The following is an 18047-nucleotide window of genomic DNA, read 5'->3' as shown; positions in this document are numbered from 1 at the left end:
GGGGCTACAGGAGGGGGGTGAGGAAGCGGCGCAGGGCCTCTTCGTAGCGGTCGGGGGCGGCGTTCCACATGGCCGCGTGCGGCGCGTTCGCAACGGTGTGCAGGGTGACCAGGTCGGGGCGGCGGGCGGCGAGTTCGCGGGAGCCCTGCCAGGGGGCGAGGTGGTCGTCCGGTCCGTGGAAGAGGAGGGTCGGCACGCGCAGCCCGTCGGCGTCGGCGGCCTCGGCGATGCGGTCGCCGTGCACGCCGGTCCTGCCCTGGGCGGCGCGGACCGCGAGCGGCAGCAGGGGCGCGGGGGTGCGGCGGGCGGCGGCGAGGGCGCGCAGGGTGGCTTCCCAGTCGAGGACCGGGGAGTCGAGCACGAGGCCGCTGATGCGGTCGCGGACGCCGGAGTTGGCGGCGGCGTGCAGGGCCATGGAGGCGCCGACGGACCAGCCGTACAGGATGACGCGGTCGGCGCCGCGGTGGAGGGCGTGGCGCATCGCGGCGTCCAGGTCCCGCCACTCGGAGTCGCCGAGGTGCCCGAGGCCGTCGGAGGGGCGTGGGGCGCCCTCGTCGCCGCGGTAGGCGAGGTCGAGGACGGGGAGTTGGAGGGAGTTGAGGAACCGCACGACGTTCAGGGGGTGCTCGCGGGTGGTGCCCAGGCCGTGGACGGCGATCACCCAGGTGGAGCGGTTGGCGGGGACGAACCAGGCGGGCAGATCGCCCAGTTCGCCGAGGATGTCCATGTCCTCGTGGTCGAGGCCGAGTGCGGTGGCGGGGGTGCCGGTGTGGAGCTGCGGGGTGAGCCGGACGCGGCTGCCCACGTCCAGGGTGCCGCGCCGCACGCTCTCCAGCCGGCGTACGACGGTGTCGGCGGAGTGCGGCACATCGTCCAGGACGGGGCCGACGACCGCGTGGACGCCGGGGCCCGTGAGGCCGTAGGTGCCGGGCCGCAGCGAGGCCAGGTGGCGGGTCAGGGTGACCTGTCCGGCGGCGGTGGCGTGCACCGTGAGCCGGGGGTCTCCGGGCAGGGGCCGGTCAGGCCGGGGCCTGAGCGCGGCGTCGCTGGCGTACCGGCCGGCCGCGACCGTGGCCGCGCCGGCGCCGATCAGGGTGGTGACGGCCGCCGCCGTCGCTGTAGCCGGGCGCACCGCTCCAGTGTGGGCACGCGTGCGGCGCGATGCCAGTGGGCGGCGGCGTGCGGGGGACGCGGCGTACGGGGCCCGGCGCGCGGGGCGGGACCCGGCCGCGCCGGTCCCGGTCGCGCTGGCCCTAGCCGCGCCGGTCCTGGTCGCGCTCGGCTTAGCCGCGCCGATCCTGGTCGCGCCGATCCTGGTCGCGCCGGTCCTAGCCGCGCCGACCCTGGTCGCGCCGGTCCCAGTCGCGCCGGTCCCAGTCGCACCGGTCCTAGCTGCGCCGGTCCCGGTCGCGCTGGCCGTAGCCGCGGAGCTTGTCGGCCGCCTCGTCGAGCTCGTCGGCGGACAGCAGCGCCGGGGTGCGGCCGGGCACGGAGGTGGCGGTGAGCCAGACGCGGCACATCCACTCCAGCTGCGCGGTGCGGTCGTACGCCTGGTCGAGGGTGTCGCCGTAGGTGACGGTTCCGTGATTGCCCAGCAGGCAGCCCGTACGGTCCTCCAGGGCGCGCAGCATGTTCCGGGCCAGCTCCTCCGTGCCGTACAGGGCGTACGGGGCGACGCGGACGGGGCCGCCGAGGGCCCCGGCCATGTAGTGGATCGGGGGCAGCTCGGGTACGAGGGTGGAGACCGCCGTGGCGTGGACCGCGTGGGTGTGGACGACCGCGCGGGCCGGGGTCTCGCGGTAGATCGCCAGATGCATGGGCAGCTCGCTGGTGGGCGTGAGGGTTCCGCGCACCCGCGTGCCGTCGAGGGCGACGGCGGTGAGGTCGGCCGGTGTGAGCCGGTCGTACGGCACACCGCTGGGGGTGACGAGGACGAGGTCGCCGACCCGGGCGGAGACGTTGCCGGAAGTGCCGACGACCAGCCCGTCCGCGACGGTCCTGCGGGCGGTGGCCACCAGCGCGTCCCAGGTCCGCTCGACCGCCTGGTCGTCAGTCTGCTCGGTCGGCCGTCCCGCCCCCTGCTCGACAGCCTGTTCGGTCGCATCCCGTGTCATGGATCCGATCCTGTCAGGCCCGGCGGCGAGGGCGTAACGGAAGTCGATCAGATGACAAAAATCTCCTCATCCGAGCCCCGCCCGCCCACCTCCGCACACCGGGTGAACGGCGGGAAAGCCCGTGGATACGGGCATCCGCCCGCCCGGCCGGGCACCGGCGACGAAACGGTGGCGATGATTCCGGATCTTCGGTCACCATGATGCCCGACCCAGTTCACCTTCCGTTCACTCAGGTTGCCTACGTTCACCAAGCCACTGACGTCGAACGATTGCCTGGGTAAATGGAACACATCACGCTGCTGCTCGCCATTGTGGTCGTGACAGCTCTCGTGTTCGATTTCACGAACGGTTTCCATGACACCGCCAACGCGATGGCGACGACCATCTCGACCGGCGCCCTGAAGCCCAAGACGGCGGTGGCCATGTCCGCCGTGCTCAACCTGGTCGGCGCGTTCCTGTCCGTCGAGGTCGCCAAGACGATCTCCAGCGGCCTGGTCAACGAAGAGGGAATCACCCCAGAGGTGATCTTCGCGGCGCTCGTCGGCGCCATCCTCTGGAATCTCCTGACCTGGCTGGTGGGCCTGCCCTCCAGCTCCTCCCACGCCCTGATGGGCGGCCTCGTCGGCGCCACCATCGCCTCGGTCGGCCTGAGCGGCGTCAACAGCGGCGTCGTCGTCACCAAGGTCCTCATCCCGGCCGTCGCCGCGCCGCTGGTCGCCGGCCTCGCCGCGATGCTGGCCGCCCGCCTGACGTACAAGGCCGGCGCGAACATCGACGAGAAGACCGGCCGCAAGGGCTACCGCGCCGGGCAGATCGCCTCCGCGGGCCTCGTCTCGCTCGCCCACGGCACCAACGACGCCCAGAAGACGATGGGCATCATCACCCTGGCGCTGGTCGCCGGCGGCATCCTCGCCCCCGGCTCCAACCCGCCCCTCTGGGTGATCGTCTCCGCCGGTATGGCCATCGCCCTCGGCACCTACCTCGGCGGCTGGCGCATCATCCGCACCATGGGCAAGGGCCTCACCGACCTCCAGCCGCAGCAGGGCTTCGCCGCCCAGACCAGCGCGGCGACCGTGATCCTCGCCTCCTCGAACCTGGGCTTCTCGCTCTCGACGACGCACTCCTGCTCCGGCGCCGTGATGGGCGCGGGCCTCGGCCGCAAGGGCGGCGTCGTCCGCTGGTCCACCGCGACCCGGATGTTCGTCGCCTGGGGCCTGACCCTGCCGGCCGCGGGTCTCGTCGCCGCCGCCTCGGAGTACGTGACCCAGCAGGGCGACTGGGGCGTGGCCGCGGTCGCGGTCTTCCTCATCGCCTCCTGCGCCGCGATCTGGTTCATCTCGCGCCGCCAGGTCGTCGACCACACCAACGTCAACGACGTGGAGACCGACGAGCCCGCGGGCGTCGTGACCACCGCCATCGCGGCCGTCACCCCGCCCCCGGCCGGCACCGTCGCCGACCTCACCGCCGACCTCCAGGCCACCATCCCGGCGAAGGCGCCGGAGACCACCCCGGCGGCCGCGTCCGCACCCGCCGCCACGGTGTAAGGAAAGAACAGCATGAAGATCGACTGGGCAGCTCTCGGCTCCGTGTTCGGCGTGAGCCTCGTGGCCACCGTCGCACTGGTGGGCCTGTTCACCCTCGGCATCCTCGGCCTCTCGAAGCAGGAGCAGGCGGCGGCGAGCGGCGGCTCGGCCGTCCTGGCCCGCACCGGCGCCTACACGGCCTTCGCGGTCTGCGCGGCGGCGATCGCCTTCGGGATCTACCTGATCGTGACCTGACGCGTGACGCCTTCGGGCACCGGGCCGGTCGCACCCTCACGGGTGTGGCCGGCCCGGCCGCGTTCACGGCCCCGCCCTGTGGGGCTGAGCACACTCTCCTCCCGCAGGTCAGCGGCGAGTTGACGGGCGTTCGCGGAGCGTGGTGGACTGCCGGGGCCATTTACGGCGGCAGGAGAGGAAGCCGGTGCGAATCCGGCGCGGTCCCGCCACTGTGAGTCCGGCCCGAGGGCGAGACGTCCGACGGGCCGGATGAGTCAGGAACTCTCGTCGCCGGTCACGTCGAGCCAGGGCGCGGACCCTGAGTGAGGACATCACCATGCCCGGCTGCCTTTGCGCTGCCTCGGACGCATCGAGACGCCATGCGACGCGGTGACCGCGTCTTCGCCTACGGCGCGGCCGTCGGGCTCGCCGCCGACCTGCTCCTCGCCGACCCCCGCCGCGGGCACCCCGTGGCCGCCTTCGGGCGTACGGCCGCCCGCGTGGAGCGCGCCCTGTGGCGCGACGACCGCGCCTGGGGCGCGGTGCACGCCGCCGTGTGCGCCGGGGGCGCGGCCGGTGCGGCGGCGCTCGCGGCCCGCGCGGTCCGCGGGCGGCGCGCCGCGTCCCTCGCGCTGACCGCCGCCGCCGTGTGGTCCGTCGTCGGCGGTACGACGCTGGGCCGCGAGGCCCGCGCCATCGGCGGCGCGCTGGCCGCCGGGGACCTGGAGGTGGCCCGGGAGCGGCTGCCGCACCTGTGCGGGCGCGACCCGCAGGCCCTGGACGGCCCCGGCATCGCCCGCGCGGTCGTGGAGTCCGTCGCCGAGAACACCTCCGACGCCGTCGTCGGCGCCCTCGTGTGGGGCGCGATCGGCGGCGTACCGGGACTCGTCGCCTTCCGCGCGGTGAACACGCTGGACGCGATGGTCGGGCACAAGTCGCCGCGCTACCGCCGCTTCGGCTGGGCCTCGGCGCGCCTCGACGACGTGGCCGGCTGGCCCGGTGCCCGGCTCACCGCCGCCCTGGCCGTGGTCGCCGGCGGCAACCCGCGCGGCGCGGTACGCGCCTGGCGGGCCGACGCCGCCAAGCACCCGAGCCCCAACGCCGGCCCGGTGGAGGCGTCCTTCGCGGGCGCGCTGGGCGTACGGCTCGGCGGCACGCTCTCGTACGGGGGACGCGTTGAGCACCGGCCAGTGCTCAACGGCGACGGGCGGGACGTCGAGGTGGCGGACATCGAACGCGCGGTGCGGCTGTCGCGCCGGGTGAGTGCTCTCACGCTCGCGGTGTGCGCGGGCGGGCGGCTGGCGTACGGGGCGATCAGGGCGCACGGGGCGGTCAAGCGGAGGCGGAGGCGTACATGAGCAAGGGTGGGGGGCTGCTCGTCGCGGGCACCACGTCCGACGCGGGCAAGAGCGTCGTCACGGCCGGCATCTGCCGCTGGCTGGTACGGCAGGGCGTGAAGGTCGCGCCGTTCAAGGGACAGAACATGTCCCTCAACTCCTTCGTCACCCGTGAGGGCGCGGAGATCGGCCGGGCGCAGGCCATGCAGGCGCAGGCCGCCCGGGTGGAGCCGACCGCGCTGATGAACCCGGTGCTGCTCAAGCCGGGCAGCGACCGGTCCAGCCAGGTGGTGCTGATGGGCAAGCCGGTCGGCGAGCTGAGCGCGCGCGGCTACCACGGCGGCAAGCAGCGCGAGCTGCTGGAACCCGTCCTGGACTGCCTCCAACAGCTCCGCGAGACGTACGACGCCGTCATCTGCGAGGGCGCGGGCAGCCCGGCCGAGATCAACCTGCGGCGCACCGACATCGTCAACATGGGCATCGCGCGCGCCGCCCGCTTCCCCGTCGTCGTGGTCGGCGACATCGACCGGGGCGGGGTCTTCGCGCAGTTCTTCGGGACGACGGCGCTGCTGGCGCCCGAGGACCAGGAGCTGGTGGCGGGCTACCTCGTGAACAAGTTCCGGGGCGATGTGACGCTGCTGGAACCGGGCCTGGACATGCTGCTGGGCCTCACGGGCCGCCGCACCTTCGGTGTGCTGCCGTACGCGCACGGGCTCGGCATCGACGAGGAGGACGGGCTGCGCGTCTCGCTGCGCGGCGCCGTCCGCGAGTCGGTGGTCGCCCCGCCGGTGGGCGAGGACGTGCTGCGGGTCGCCGTCTGCGCCGTACCGCTCATGTCGAACTTCACGGACGTGGACGCGCTGGCGGCCGAGCCGGGCGTGGTCGTGCGGTTCGTGGACCGGCCCGAGGAGCTGGCCGACGCCGACCTGGTCGTGGTGCCGGGCACGCGCGGCACGGTGAAGGCACTGGCGTGGCTGCGCGAGCGTGGCCTCGCGGACGCGCTGGTGCGGCGCGCGGCGGAGGGCCGCCCGGTCCTCGGCATCTGCGGCGGCTTCCAGGCGCTCGGCGAGCGCATCGAGGACGACGTCGAGTCCAAGGCGGGCCTGGTGGACGGCCTCGGACTGCTGCCGGTACGGGTGCGGTTCGCGCCCGGCAAGACCCTCGCGCGGCCGGTCGGCGAGGCCCTCGGCGAGCCGGTCGAGGGGTACGAGATCCACCACGGCGTCGCGGACGTACAGGGCGGGGAACCGTTCCTGGACGGGTGCCGCGTCGGGGCCGTGTGGGGCACGCACTGGCACGGCTCCCTGGAGAGCGACGGCTTCCGCCGCGCGTTCCTGCGCGAGGTCGCCGGCGCGGCCGGCAGACGCTTCGTCCCGGCGCCGGACACGTCGTTCGGCGCACTGCGCGAGGAGCAGCTGGACACGCTCGGCGACCTGATCGAGGAGCACGCGGACACCGACGCGCTCTGGAAGCTGATCGAGCAGGGCCCGCCCACAGGACTTCCCTTCATCGCACCCGGAGCACCTTCATGAGCGCTGCACCCCACTACCCCTTCACCGCGATCGTCGGGCAGGACGACCTGCGGCTCGGGCTGCTGCTGAACGCGGTGTCCCCGGCCGTCGGCGGTGTCCTCGTACGCGGTGAGAAGGGCACCGCCAAGTCGACGGCCGTGCGCGCCCTCGCGGCCCTGATGCCGGACGTGGACGTCGTCCCCGGCTGCCGCTTCTCCTGCGCGCCCGGCTCCCCCGACCCGGGGTGCCCGGACGGGCCGCACGAGGCCGGTGCGGGCGTGGCGCGGCCCGCCCGGATGGTCGAGCTGCCCGTGGGCGCCTCGGAGGACCGGCTGGTCGGCGCCCTCGACATCGAGCGGGCGCTCGCGGACGGCGTGAAGGCGTTCGAGCCGGGACTGCTGGCCGACGCGCACCGGGGCGTGCTGTACGTGGACGAGGTCAACCTCCTCCACGACCACCTGGTCGACCTCCTGCTGGACGCCGCCGCCATGGGCTCCTCGTACGTCGAGCGCGAGGGCGTCTCCGTACGGCACGCGGCCCGCTTCCTGCTGGTCGGGACCATGAACCCGGAGGAGGGCGAGCTGCGGCCGCAGCTGCTCGACCGGTTCGGGCTGACCGTGGAGGTGGCCGCCTCGCGGGAGCCCGAGCAGCGGGTGGAGGTCGTACGGCGCAGGCTGGCGTTCGACGACGACCCGGCCGGTTTCGCGGCGCGGTGGGCCGGCGAGGAGGCCGCGCTGCGGGAGCGGATCGCGGCCGCGCGGGCGCTGCTGCCGTCCGTGACGCTGGGGGACGCGGCGCTGCGGCAGATCGCGGCGACGTGCGCGGCGTTCGAGGTGGACGGCATGCGCGCCGACATCGTGATGGCGCGTACGGCGACGGCGCTGGCCGCGTGGGCCGGGCGGACGGACGTCACGTCCGACGACGTACGGCAGGCGGCGCTGCTGGCGCTGCCGCACCGGCGCAGGCGCAATCCGTTCGACGCGCCGGGGCTGGACGAGGACAAGCTGGACCAGACGCTGGAGGAGTTCAAGGGCGACGACGACCCGGATCCGGAGCCGGACCCGGGGCCTGACGGGCCCGGCGGTCCGGACGGGCCCCGCGGCGGTGGCGGTGTGCCTCCGCAGGGCGGGGCGCCGGACGGGGAGTCGGCGTCTCCGGAGGACGCCCCGGCCCAGGATGAGGCTCCCGCGTCCGGCCCCGCCCCCGCGCCCGGCCCCGGCGGCGCCGAGCAGGCGCCCGTCGCGGCCGCCGAGCCGTTCCGTACGAAGGTGCTGAGCGTGCCGGGCCTCGGCGAGGGCGCCGCCGGGCGGCGTTCCCGGGCGCGTACCGCCCACGGCAGGACGACCGGGGCGGTACGGCCGCGCGGGGCGCTGACCAAGCTGCACCTGGCGGCGACCGTGCAGGCGGCCGCCCCGCACCAGCGGGCGCGCGGCCGGTCGGGGCCCGGGCTCGTCGTACGGCGGGACGATCTGCGACAGGCGACGCGCGAGGGGCGCGAGGGCAACCTGGTGCTGTTCGTGGTGGACGCGTCCGGGTCGATGGCGGCCCGGCGGCGGATGGGCGCGGTGAAGGGCGCCGTGCTGTCGCTGCTGCTGGACGCGTACCAGCGGCGCGACAAGGTCGGCCTGGTCACCTTCCGCGGCGCGGCCGCCGAGGTCGTGCTGCCGCCCACGTCGTCCGTGGACGCGGCCGCCGCCCGGCTGGAGCAGCTGCCGACGGGCGGGCGCACGCCGCTCGCGGCGGGGCTGCTGAAGGCGCACGACGTGCTGCGCGTGGAGCGGCTGCGTGACCCGTCGCGCCGCCCGCTGCTGGTCGTCGTCACCGACGGCCGGGCGACCGGCGGCCCGGAGCCGCTGGCGCTGGCCGCACGGGCGGCCGGGCTGCACGCCGCCGAGGGCACCGCGTCCGTGGTCGTGGACTGCGAGAGCGGGCCCGTACGGCTGGGTCTGGCGGCCGAACTGGCCGCCCGGCTGGGCGGCACCGCCGTCACCCTGGACGAGCTGCGGGCGGACTCGATCGCCGGGCTGGTCAGGGATGTTCAGGGAACTTCGAGGAGGGCCGCTTAATGCCGCAGGGACAGCCGACCGTCGTACCGGACGACGGGCTCACCACCCGCCAGCGCCGCAACCGCGCGCTGGTGATGGTGCACACGGGCGTCGGCAAGGGGAAGTCGACGGCCGCCTTCGGGATGGCGCTGCGCGCCTGGAACCAGGGCTGGCCGATCGGGGTGTTCCAGTTCGTCAAGTCCGCCAAGTGGAAGGTCGGCGAGGAGAACGCCCTCAAGGCGCTCGGCGAGACCGGCAAGGGCGGGACCGTGACCTGGAACAAGATGGGCGAGGGTTGGTCCTGGATCCAGCGCGACCCCAAGGACGGCGAGCCGTCGCACGAGGACAAGGCGCGCGAGGGCTGGGAGCAGGTCAAGCGCGACCTGGCCGAGGAGAAGTACACGTTCTACGTCCTCGACGAGTTCGCGTACCTGCTGCACTGGGGCTGGATCGACACCGCCGAGGTGGTGGAGGTGCTGCGGAACCGGCCCGGTCGGCAGCACGTGGTGATCACCGGGCGCAACGCGCCGCAGGAGCTGGTGGACTTCGCCGACCTCGTCACCGACATGTCGAAGGTCAAGCACCCGATGGACGCGGGTCAGAAGGGCCAGCGGGGCATCGAGTGGTAGCGCGTCTCGTCATCGCCGCGCCGTCGTCGGGCGCGGGCAAGACCACGGTCGCGACGGGCCTGATGGCCGCGTTCGCGGGCCGTGGTCTCGCGGTGTCGCCGCACAAGGTCGGCCCCGACTACATCGACCCCGGCTACCACGCGCTGGCGACGGGCCGCCCGGGCCGCAACCTCGACGCGTACATGTGCGGTACGGAGCTGATCGCGCCGCTCTTCGCGCACGGCGCGCGCGGCTGCGACCTGGCGGTCGTCGAGGGCGTGATGGGCCTGTACGACGGCGCCGCCGACCAGGGCGAGCTGGCGTCCACGGCGCAGGTGGCGAAGCTGCTGCGGGCGCCGGTGGTGCTGGTGGTGGACGCGTCGTCGCAGTCGCGGTCGGTGGCGGCGCTGGTGCACGGCTTCGCGTCCTGGGACCCGGAGGTGCGGATCGGCGGGGTGATCCTGAACAAGGTGGCCACCGACCGGCACGAGCACCTGCTGCGCGAGGCGCTCGGCGAGTCCGGCGTGCCGGTGCTGGGCGTGCTGCGGCGGGCGCCCGCCGTCGCCACGCCGTCGCGGCACCTGGGTCTGGTGCCGGTGGCCGAGCGGCAGGCAGCGGCCGTGGAGGCGGTCGCGGCGCAGGCCGAACAGGTGCGGCAGGGCTGTGACCTGGACGCGCTGCTCGCGCTGGCCCGGTCGGCGCCGCCTCTCGCGGCGGCGGCCTGGGAGCCGGCCGTGGAACCGGTGGCGGGGGCCCGGCCGGTGGTCGCGGTCGCGGGCGGGGCGGCGTTCACCTTCTCGTACGCCGAGCACGCCGAGCTGCTGGGCGCGGCCGGTGCGGAGGTCGTGCCGTTCGACCCGCTGCGGGACGAGGAGTTGCCGGCCGGGACCCGCGGTCTGGTCATCGGCGGCGGTTTTCCCGAGGTGTACGGCTCCGAGCTGTCGGCCAACGCGCGGCTGCGCGGGGCGGTCGCGGAGCTGGCCGCTTCGGGGGCGCCGGTCGCGGCGGAGTGCGCCGGACTGCTGTACCTGGCGCGGTCGTTGGACGGGCAGCCGATGTGCGGGGTGCTGGACGCCGACGCGCGCATGTCGGAGCGGCTGACGCTCGGGTACCGGGACGCGGTCGCCATGAGCGACAGCCCGCTGGCCGCGGCCGGGACGCGGATGCGGGGGCACGAGTTCCACCGCACGGTGCTGGAGCCGGGGGCGGGGCCGGCGCCGGCATGGGGGCTGCGGCAGCCGGAGCGCCGGGTGGAGGGCTTCGTGCAGCGGGGTGTGCACGCGAGTTACGTGCACACGCACTGGGCGGCCGTGCCGGAGGCGGCGCGGCGGTTCGTGGAGTTCTGCGCGCGGTGACGTCTCGGGGGGCCGGTCTGGTGGTCGGGGTGGGCGCGGGGCGGGGCGTGTCCGCCGACGCGGTGCTCGGGCTGATCGAGGCGACGCTGCGGGAGGCCGGGTTGCCGGTGGGCGAGGTGGCGGAGCTGGCCACGCTCGATACGAAGGCGGACGAACCGGGCATCGTGGCGGCGGCGGCGCGACTCGGGGTGCCGGTGCGGGCGTACGCGGCGCGGGAGTTGGCGCGCGTCGCCGTACCGCATCCGTCGGACGCCGTGCGCGGTGCCGTCGGGACGCCGTCGGTGGCGGAGGCGGCGGCGCTGGCGGGCGGCGGGCAACTGCTCGTACCGAAGCGGAAGGCGGCCGGGCGGGCGGCTCGGGTCACGTGCGCGGTGGCGCGCGGGCGGTTGTTGAATGTGGTGCCCGGGTACACGGGTGGGGAAACGGCGTTGACAGCACGGCCGGCGCCGGAGTCTTTAGACAGGGAGCGCACAGGAAGTCCGTTCACCTCCTGACGCACTCCCTGAGTCACCCCATGAGCCACGGGGTGACTCGCCCCCCACTCCCCCACCACCCCCCATGGCGGCCATGCATACCGACACTGACACCCACGACCTGCGGCACCACGGTGACGCGGAGGTCCGCGACGAGAAGCTGACCGACCTCGCGGTCAACGTCCGTGCCGACACCCCGCCGGACTGGCTGCGGGAGCGCATCGCCCGGTCGCTGACCGGGCTCGCCGCCTACCCCGACGGCCGGGCGGCGCGGGCCGCGGTGGCGGCCCGGCACGGACTGCCCGCCGACCGCGTGCTGTTGACGGCCGGGGCGGCGGAGGCGTTCGTGCTGCTGGCGCGGGCGCTGCCGGCGCGAAGACCGGTGGTGGTGCATCCGCAGTTCACGGAGCCGGAGGCGGCGCTGCGGGACGCGGGGCACGAGGTGCGGCGGGTGCTGCTGCGCGAGGAGGACGGTTTCCGGCTGGACCCGGCGGCGGTGCCCGAGGACGCCGACCTGGTGGTGGTCGGCAACCCGACGAACCCCACGTCCGTCCTCCACCCCGCCTCGGTCCTCGCCCGGCTGGCGCGGCCGGGGCGGACCCTGGTGGTGGACGAGGCGTTCATGGACGCGGTGCCGGGCGAGCGGGAGGCTCTCGCGGGCCGCACGGACGTACCGGGGCTCGTGGTGCTGCGCAGCCTCACCAAGACGTGGGGCCTCGCGGGCCTCCGGATCGGGTACGTGCTCGCCGACCGGGACACGGTCGCCGCCCTGGAGCGGGCGCAGCCCCTGTGGCCGGTCTCCACGCCCGCGCTGGCGGCGGCGGAGGCGTGCGTCTCCCCCGCGGCGCTGGCCGAGGCGGAGGAAGCGGCCCACCGGATCGCGGCGGACCGCGCCCATCTGCTGGCGGGCCTCGCGGAGTTCGAGGAGGTACGGGCCGTGTCGGCCGCGCAGGGCCCCTTCGTCCTGGTCCGCATCGCCGGCGCCGCCGCAGTACGCGACCGCCTGCGCTCCCTCGGCTTCGCGGCCCGCCGCGGCGACACCTTCCCGGGCCTGGGCCCCGACTGGCTCCGCCTCGCGGTCCGCGACCGGGTGACGACGAACCGATTCCTCCAGGCGCTGGACCAGGCGCTGGTGATGGCGGGGAGCGCGGCGAAGGGGCGCTGAGGGCTGCTCTCGCGAAGCGGGCGCCGCGCGGTGCGGAGCCGAGCGGCGAGGTGCGCCGTGGACCGTGCGCGGCGGAAAGGGCTGCCGCATCGCCGTCACGGCGCCCTCGACGTCTCGGCGCGAGCGGACGGGGCGCCCCGGAACAGGGCGCTCCACCGGGAACCACGTCAGCCCGTGGCCGAGCGGTTCCCTCGAGTGGCGGGGCAGCGCCTCCCTCCCTATGGTCGATAGGCCATGGTCGTGAAGACCAGGAGGAGGTTTCGTCATGAACTTCCGTACCGCGGTGGCCGCCGCGTTTCTGGCCGGCGCCGCTTCCGTAGCGCTTCCCGGCGTCGCGTACGCCCAGGATCTCCGCTGCAGCCACTTCACGTACCAGGAAGAGGCGCAGGCCGTGTACGACCAGGACCCCAGCGACCCGCACCGGCTGGACGAGGACGATCCGGCGCCCGATGACGGGATCGCCTGCGAGACGCTGCCCAGCAGGGCGGAGGCGGGCGTCCCCACGCCCACCGCGCCCGCCACACCCACGACGACGGCCACGGCCGCACCCACCGCACCCGCCACGCCCACGGCGCAGCCGACGCGCGGCGTTCGTGGCGGCCTGGGGGGCGCGGCGCCGCAGGGCGGGGGCGACCCCGCCTACGGGCTGGCCGTCTGCGCCGGTGGCGCGGCCCTGGTGCTGGCGTGCCTGGCGGCCCGGCTGGGGCGGCGGGGCCGGCGGCCCGGCCGGTAACCGCGGGTCAGGCGCGTCGGCGGCGGCGGAGGGTGACCAGCGCCGCCGTGCCCGCCGCCAGGAAGGCCAGGGCGCCGGCCGCGACATACGGGGTCGTCGGGCCGGCGCCCGTGGCCGCGAGGCCGGGCTGGGCGGCAGCCGGGGCGGGGACCGTGGCGGCCGGCTTCACGGCGGCTGTCTGGGGCTGGACGTGCGCGGCGGGACGGGGGGTCGTGCAGGCGGCTTCGGCGAGGGTCAGGGTGCCGGTGACGTCGGCGACGTTGAGGTTGAGGGGGTTCACCGCGACCTTGAGCGAGAGGGCGGTGGCCGCGGCGGTGCGGGTGGTGGTCTCGGACTTCGAGAGGTGGAGCGTGACCTCGCCGACGCCGGGGGCCTGGACGCGCGTGGGGCCGCCGGGGGTGAGCGTCACCCGTTTGCCGAGGACCGTCACCTTGCCGAGGAGGTTCGCCTCGGCGACCGGGCGCTCGCCCGCCTCGCACACCGCGCGGGCGGTGACCTGTTCGGCCTCGACGAGGGAGAGCAGCGGCAGGCCGGGGACGTGGAGCCGGGCGCGCGCGAGGCGGGTGGAGGCCTCGGCGCGGCGGGAGTCCGCCGTGGCCTTCGCGGTGGCGGCGTCCGCGTGCAGCAGGGTGAAGGGCCTGCCCCGGTCGACGCCGTCCAGGGTGACGGTGAGCGCGGTCTTCTCGGCGCTCGCCGGGGCTCCGTTGGCTGGGGCTCCGTTCGCCGCGGCTCCGTTCGCCGGGGCCTGGACCGCGTTGAGCGTGGCGGCGAGCGGGACGTTCACGGACTTGTTCAGGAGCGAGACGTCGAGGGCGGCGCGCAGGACGGCCGCGTTCGCCCGGCCGCCGGCTTCGGTCGCGTGCGCCGGGGCCTGCGGGACGGCCACGGCGGCGAGCGCCACGAGGACGGTGGCGGCGGGCAGACGGAGCCTGCGGAAGGTGGTTCTGGTCGTGTTCACGGTGGTTCCCCATGGAGACGCTGGGAGAAGGGCGTCGCCGCGCCTCGAACCCACGGGGACACGTGGGGTGCGGCGGCAACGCGGGACACCGGAATCCTGGCGTGAAGGGGGTGAAACGTCAGGCGCGTAACGGGAGTTCACACCAAGGGGTGGATTCTGCGCCCACGTTCGAATGTGGCCGGATTGCTTCTCGAACAGCCATGTCTTAAGTTAGGGCAGCCTAACCTAAAGAGATCGGGACAAGAGTGAGCATCGAGGTCTACCGGGACAGCTGGGGAATCCCGCACCTCCGCGCCGCCGACGCGCAGGAACTCAGCTACGCCCAGGGCCGTACCACCGCCCTCGACCGCGCCTGGCAGCTGGAGGTCGAGCGCCACCGGGCCCAGGGCACCACGGCGGCCTTCCTCGGCGCCGAGGCCCTCGACTGGGACCTCTTCGCCCGGCGCGCCCTGCTCGCCGACACCGCGCGGCGCTGCTACGACGCGCTCGACGAGCCGACCCGCGGCTGGGTGGACGCGTACGTCGACGGCGTCAACGACGGCCTCGCGCAAGGCGCCCGCCGCTCCTCCGAGTTCACGACCACCGGGCTCGCCCCCGGCCGCTGGGAGCCGTGGACGCCGCTCGCCATGTGGCTCTCCACCCACATCCTCTTCGCCGGCTTCCCGACCAAGCTGTGGCGCGACACGGTCGCCCGCCGCCTCGGCGAGGAGCACGTCGAGCTCTTCGCCACCGACGGCCCCGGTACCTCCGGCAGCAACGGCTGGCTCGTCACCGGCGAGCGGACCGCCACCGGCGCCGCGCTCATCGCGGGCGACCCGCACCGCTTCATCGAGGCGCCCGGCGTGTACCAGCAGATCCGGCTCGCCTGCCCCGCGTTCGACGTCGTCGGCCTCGCCGTCCCCGGCGTACCGGGCCTGGCGCATTTCGGCCACACCGGCTCGGTCGCCTGGGCCATCACCAACGCCATGGCCGACTACCAGGACCTGTACCGCGAGCGGCTCCGGCGCACCGGTGACGGCGGCGTCGAGGCCCTCGGCCCGGACGGCTGGGCGCCCGCCCGCGTCCACACCGAGAGCATCGAGGTCAAGGACGCCGAGCCGGTCGAGGTCGAGATCGTCGAGACCGCGCGCGGGCCCGTGATCATCCCCGAGGGCGCCGAGGGCCCGGTCAGCCTGCGCTACCCGCCGCGCGTCACCGGCGAGCTCGGTTTCACCGCGCTGCCCGCGCTGCTCGCCGCGCGCACCGTCGCCGACGTCGACCGCGCCTTCGACCGCTGGATCGAGCCCGTCAACGTCGTCCAGGCCGCCGACACCGAGGGCGGCGCGCTCCACCGCGTCGCCGGCTACGTCCCGCTGCGCCACCCCGACAACCGGCTGCGTGTCGTCCCCGCCTGGGAGCCGGGCCACGAGTGGACCGGGCACCACGCGCCGCTGCCGCGCGAGGACGTCGACGGCGTCGCCGTGATGGCGAACGCCCGGGGTCTCGCCGCGCCGCTCGGTGTCGAGTTCGCGCCACCGCACCGGGCGCGGCGCATCGCCCGGCTGCTGGACGCCTCCGCCGAGTGGACCGCGCCCGCCATGGCCGCCGTCCACACCGACACGCACCTCGCCTCGGCGCGCCCGCTGCTCACCCTCGTCGCCGGGGCCGCCGACCTCGACCCGAAGGCCGTCGCCCTGCGCGACCGGCTGCTGTGCTGGAACCGCCGCATGGACGCCGACAGCACGGACGCGGCGGCGTTCGCGGCCGTCCGCGCCGAGGTCGTGCGCCGGCTCGCCCGGCACCCGGCGCTCGCCGGACTCGCCACGCCGCCCGCGTACCCCGCGCTCTTCCAGCCCTGGCTGGCGCTGGTGCCGCGCGTCGCCTACGCCCTGGAGACCCTGCTGACCGGCGGGCCCGTACCGGAGGCCGACCGGCTGGCGATCGTCCGCGAGGCGCTCGCGGCGGTCGCCGGCGCCGGTGTGCCCGACGAGCCCTGGGGGGCGACGCACCGGCTCGCGCCGTGGGCCGCGCTGCCGGACGACACCGACACCTGGCCCGGGCTCGACGGCGACCACGACTGCGTGTGCTCCACGTCGTCCGTGCCCGGCCTCACCGACCGCGCCGCCCGCGGCCCCGCCGCCCGTTACGTGTGGGACCTGGCCCGGCGCGAGGACAGCCTCTGGGTGGTGCCCTTCGGCGCCTCGGGCGTCCCCGGCGACCCGCACCAGCGCGACCAGCTGCCCCTGTGGCTGCGGGGCGACCTCGCCCCCGTCATCACCGACTGGAACCAGCTCACCGAGGAGCGGCATGACCACCACTGACACCGACTGCGTGTACGAGCGCACCGTCGACGGCTTCGGGACCGTCCGGCTCCTCCGGATCGACCCCGACCGGGACGCGGAGCTCCTCCACTCCTGGGTCAGCGAGGAGCGGGCACGGTTCTGGGGCATGCGGGACGCCACGGTCGACGACGTACGCGAGGTCTACGCGCACCTCAACTCGCTCACCACGCACCACGGGTTCCTGGCGTACCGGGACGGCGAGCCCGTCGCGCTCTTCCAGACGTACGAGCCCGAGGCCGACCGCGTCAGCGAGTGCTACGACGTCGAGCCCGGCGACATCGGCGTGCACCTGCTGCTCGCCCCCGCCCGTACGCCGGAGCCCGGCTTCTCGTCCCGGCTGGTCTCCGTCCTCATCGCGTACGCGCTCACCGGCCACCGGCGCATCGTCGCCGAGCCGGACGCCGCGAACGACAAGGCGATCGCGCTGCTCGTGCGCAACGGGTTCGCGCTCGGCCCGGAGGTGGTCCTGCCGGAGGTCGTGCTGCCGGAGGTGCACATCGCGGAGAAGCGCGCCCGGCTGCTGTTCTTCACCCCCTAGCCGACGACGCGGCCGTTGAGTACCACACGGCGCGGCGCCGCCAGGACGCGGACGTCCGCGCGCGGGTCCTCCTCGTAGACCACCAGGTCCGCCGGGGCGCCCTCCTCCAGGGCCGGGCGCCCCAGCCACGCCCTCGCTCCCCACGCCGTCGCCGACAGCGCGTGGAGCGGCGGGATGCCCGCCTTGACCAGCTCCGCGACCTCCGCGGCGACCAGGCCGTGCGCCAGCGAGCCGCCCGCGTCGGTGCCGACGAAGACCGGGACCCCCGCGTCGTACGCCGCCCGTACCGTGTCGTAGCGGCGCTCGTGCAGTCTGCGCATGTGGTCCGCCCAGCGTGGGAACTTCGCCTCGCCGCCGGACGCGAGCTTCGGGAACGTCGCGATGTTGACGAGCGTCGGGACGATCGCGACGCCGCGCTCGGCGAAGAGCGGGATGGTCTCCTCGGTGAGGCCCGTGGCGTGCTCGACGCAGTCGATGCCCGCCTCGACGAGGTCGCGCAGCGACTCCTCGGCGAAGCAGTGGGCCGTCACGCGGGCACCCAGCCGGTGCGCCTCCGCGATCGCCGCCTCCACCTCGGGGCGCGGCCAGCAGGCGCCCAGGTCGCCCTTCTCCCGGTCGAGCCAGTCGCCGACGAGCTTCACCCAGCCGTCGCCGCGCCGCGCCTCGCGGGCGACGTACGCGACGAGGTCGGCGGGCTCGATCTCGTGCGCGTAGTTGCGGATGTAGCGGCGGGTGCGGGCGATGTGCCGGCCCGCGCGGATGATCTTCGGCAGGTCGTCGCGGTCGTCGATCCAGCGGGTGTCCGCCGGTGAACCGGCGTCGCGGATCAGCAGCGTGCCCGCGTCCCGGTCGGTGAGCGCCTGCTTCTCGCTGGTCGCCTCGTCGACGGCGCCGTGGGCGTCCAGGCCGACGTGGCAGTGCGCGTCGACGAGGCCGGGCAGCGCCCACCCGGTGACGGTGCGGACGTCCGCGGCGGCGGCGCCCGCGGGGCGGTCGTAGGTGACGCGGCCGCCGACCACCCACAGCTCGTCCCGTACGTCCTCAGGACCGACGAGCACCCGTCCCGTCACGTGCAGCACCACGTCGTTGGTCATGTGCAGCACTCTACGAGGGCGTGGGTAGGCTCGGGCGG

General features: G+C 75.2%; 16 protein-coding genes and 1 riboswitch. Of the genes, 12 read left to right on the top strand and 4 right to left on the bottom strand.

The genetic code is table 11. The features are described from left to right. Positions 1-4: 4 nt before the first annotated feature. Positions 5-1132, bottom strand: a complete 1128-nt coding sequence (locus AC07FJ_RS04580; protein WP_479045101.1) for an alpha/beta hydrolase — start codon at positions 1130-1132, stop codon at positions 5-7. Positions 1133-1388: 256 nt separating this feature from the next. After that, complete coding sequence (locus AC07FJ_RS04575) at positions 1389-2114, bottom strand: class II aldolase/adducin family protein (RefSeq protein WP_479045099.1); 726 nt, start codon at positions 2112-2114, stop codon at positions 1389-1391. A 281-nt stretch (positions 2115-2395) separates the two neighbouring features. Between AC07FJ_RS04575 and AC07FJ_RS04570 the strand changes: the two genes are divergently transcribed. The 10 genes from AC07FJ_RS04570 to AC07FJ_RS04525 all read left to right on the top strand — a co-directional run bounded on the left by AC07FJ_RS04570 (position 2396) and on the right by AC07FJ_RS04525 (position 13098). Continuing rightward, on the top strand, positions 2396-3658 hold the full coding sequence (locus AC07FJ_RS04570; protein ID WP_479045097.1) for an inorganic phosphate transporter: 1263 nt from the start codon (positions 2396-2398) through the stop codon (positions 3656-3658). A 12-nt stretch (positions 3659-3670) separates the two neighbouring features. Continuing rightward, positions 3671-3892, top strand: a complete 222-nt coding sequence (locus tag AC07FJ_RS04565; protein WP_361414984.1) for a hypothetical protein — start codon at positions 3671-3673, stop codon at positions 3890-3892. A 174-nt stretch (positions 3893-4066) separates the two neighbouring features. Further along, positions 4067-4156, top strand: a riboswitch (cobalamin riboswitch). A gap of 95 nt (positions 4157-4251) precedes the next feature. Continuing rightward, positions 4252-5229, top strand: coding sequence for a cobalamin biosynthesis protein (locus AC07FJ_RS04560; protein ID WP_479045095.1), 978 nt, complete (start codon positions 4252-4254; stop codon positions 5227-5229). Continuing rightward, positions 5226-6740 carry a cobyric acid synthase gene (locus AC07FJ_RS04555; protein WP_479045093.1) on the top strand — a complete coding sequence of 505 codons (1515 nt, stop codon included), beginning with the start codon at positions 5226-5228 and terminating at the stop codon, positions 6738-6740. The genes AC07FJ_RS04560 and AC07FJ_RS04555 overlap by 4 nt, the downstream gene beginning before the upstream one ends. Beyond that, the gene (locus AC07FJ_RS04550; RefSeq protein ID WP_479045091.1) at positions 6737-8785 is read left to right on the top strand and encodes a putative cobaltochelatase; all 2049 of its coding nucleotides are present in this window, start codon (positions 6737-6739) and stop codon (positions 8783-8785) included. The genes AC07FJ_RS04555 and AC07FJ_RS04550 overlap by 4 nt, the downstream gene beginning before the upstream one ends. Beyond that, positions 8785-9393 carry a cob(I)yrinic acid a,c-diamide adenosyltransferase gene (gene cobO / locus AC07FJ_RS04545; protein ID WP_479045090.1) on the top strand — a complete coding sequence of 203 codons (609 nt, stop codon included), beginning with the start codon at positions 8785-8787 and terminating at the stop codon, positions 9391-9393. The genes AC07FJ_RS04550 and cobO overlap by 1 nt, the downstream gene beginning before the upstream one ends. Then, complete coding sequence (locus tag AC07FJ_RS04540) at positions 9387-10727, top strand: cobyrinate a,c-diamide synthase (RefSeq protein WP_479045089.1); 1341 nt, start codon at positions 9387-9389, stop codon at positions 10725-10727. Before cobO ends, AC07FJ_RS04540 begins: the two co-directional genes overlap by 7 nt. Continuing rightward, positions 10724-11221 (top strand): cobalamin biosynthesis protein, encoded by a 498-nt coding sequence (locus AC07FJ_RS04535; protein ID WP_479045088.1) that lies wholly within the window; start codon positions 10724-10726, stop codon positions 11219-11221. The genes AC07FJ_RS04540 and AC07FJ_RS04535 overlap by 4 nt, the downstream gene beginning before the upstream one ends. 73 nt (positions 11222-11294) lie before the next feature. Next, complete coding sequence (gene cobC, locus AC07FJ_RS04530) at positions 11295-12365, top strand: Rv2231c family pyridoxal phosphate-dependent protein CobC (RefSeq protein WP_479045085.1); 1071 nt, start codon at positions 11295-11297, stop codon at positions 12363-12365. Between the two features lie 265 nt (positions 12366-12630). Beyond that, a complete protein-coding gene (locus AC07FJ_RS04525; RefSeq protein ID WP_479045084.1) occupies positions 12631-13098 on the top strand; it encodes an excalibur calcium-binding protein in 468 nt (155 codons plus the stop codon). Positions 13099-13105: 7 nt separating this feature from the next. On the opposite strand, the gene AC07FJ_RS04520 is transcribed toward AC07FJ_RS04525, so the two are convergent. Further along, complete coding sequence (locus AC07FJ_RS04520; RefSeq protein ID WP_479045083.1) at positions 13106-14056, bottom strand: SCO1860 family LAETG-anchored protein; 951 nt, start codon at positions 14054-14056, stop codon at positions 13106-13108. Between the two features lie 245 nt (positions 14057-14301). On the opposite strand from AC07FJ_RS04520, the gene AC07FJ_RS04515 reads away from it, so the two are divergent. Further along, positions 14302-16356, top strand: a complete 2055-nt coding sequence (locus tag AC07FJ_RS04515; protein ID WP_479045081.1) for a penicillin acylase family protein — start codon at positions 14302-14304, stop codon at positions 16354-16356. Continuing rightward, positions 16343-16915, top strand: a complete 573-nt coding sequence (locus AC07FJ_RS04510) for a GNAT family N-acetyltransferase (RefSeq protein ID WP_479045080.1) — start codon at positions 16343-16345, stop codon at positions 16913-16915. Before AC07FJ_RS04515 ends, AC07FJ_RS04510 begins: the two co-directional genes overlap by 14 nt. Here the strand turns inward: AC07FJ_RS04510 and AC07FJ_RS04505 are convergent. Further along, complete coding sequence (locus tag AC07FJ_RS04505; protein WP_479045078.1) at positions 16912-18009, bottom strand: amidohydrolase family protein; 1098 nt, start codon at positions 18007-18009, stop codon at positions 16912-16914. The genes AC07FJ_RS04510 and AC07FJ_RS04505 overlap by 4 nt on opposite strands. Between the last annotated feature and the right edge of the window lie 38 nt (positions 18010-18047).

The sequence above is a fragment of the Streptomyces sp. NPDC045998 genome, from assembly GCF_056430285.1.
Note: the sequence above shows the minus strand (reverse complement) of the source record. Positions and strands in the feature narration are given on the sequence as shown.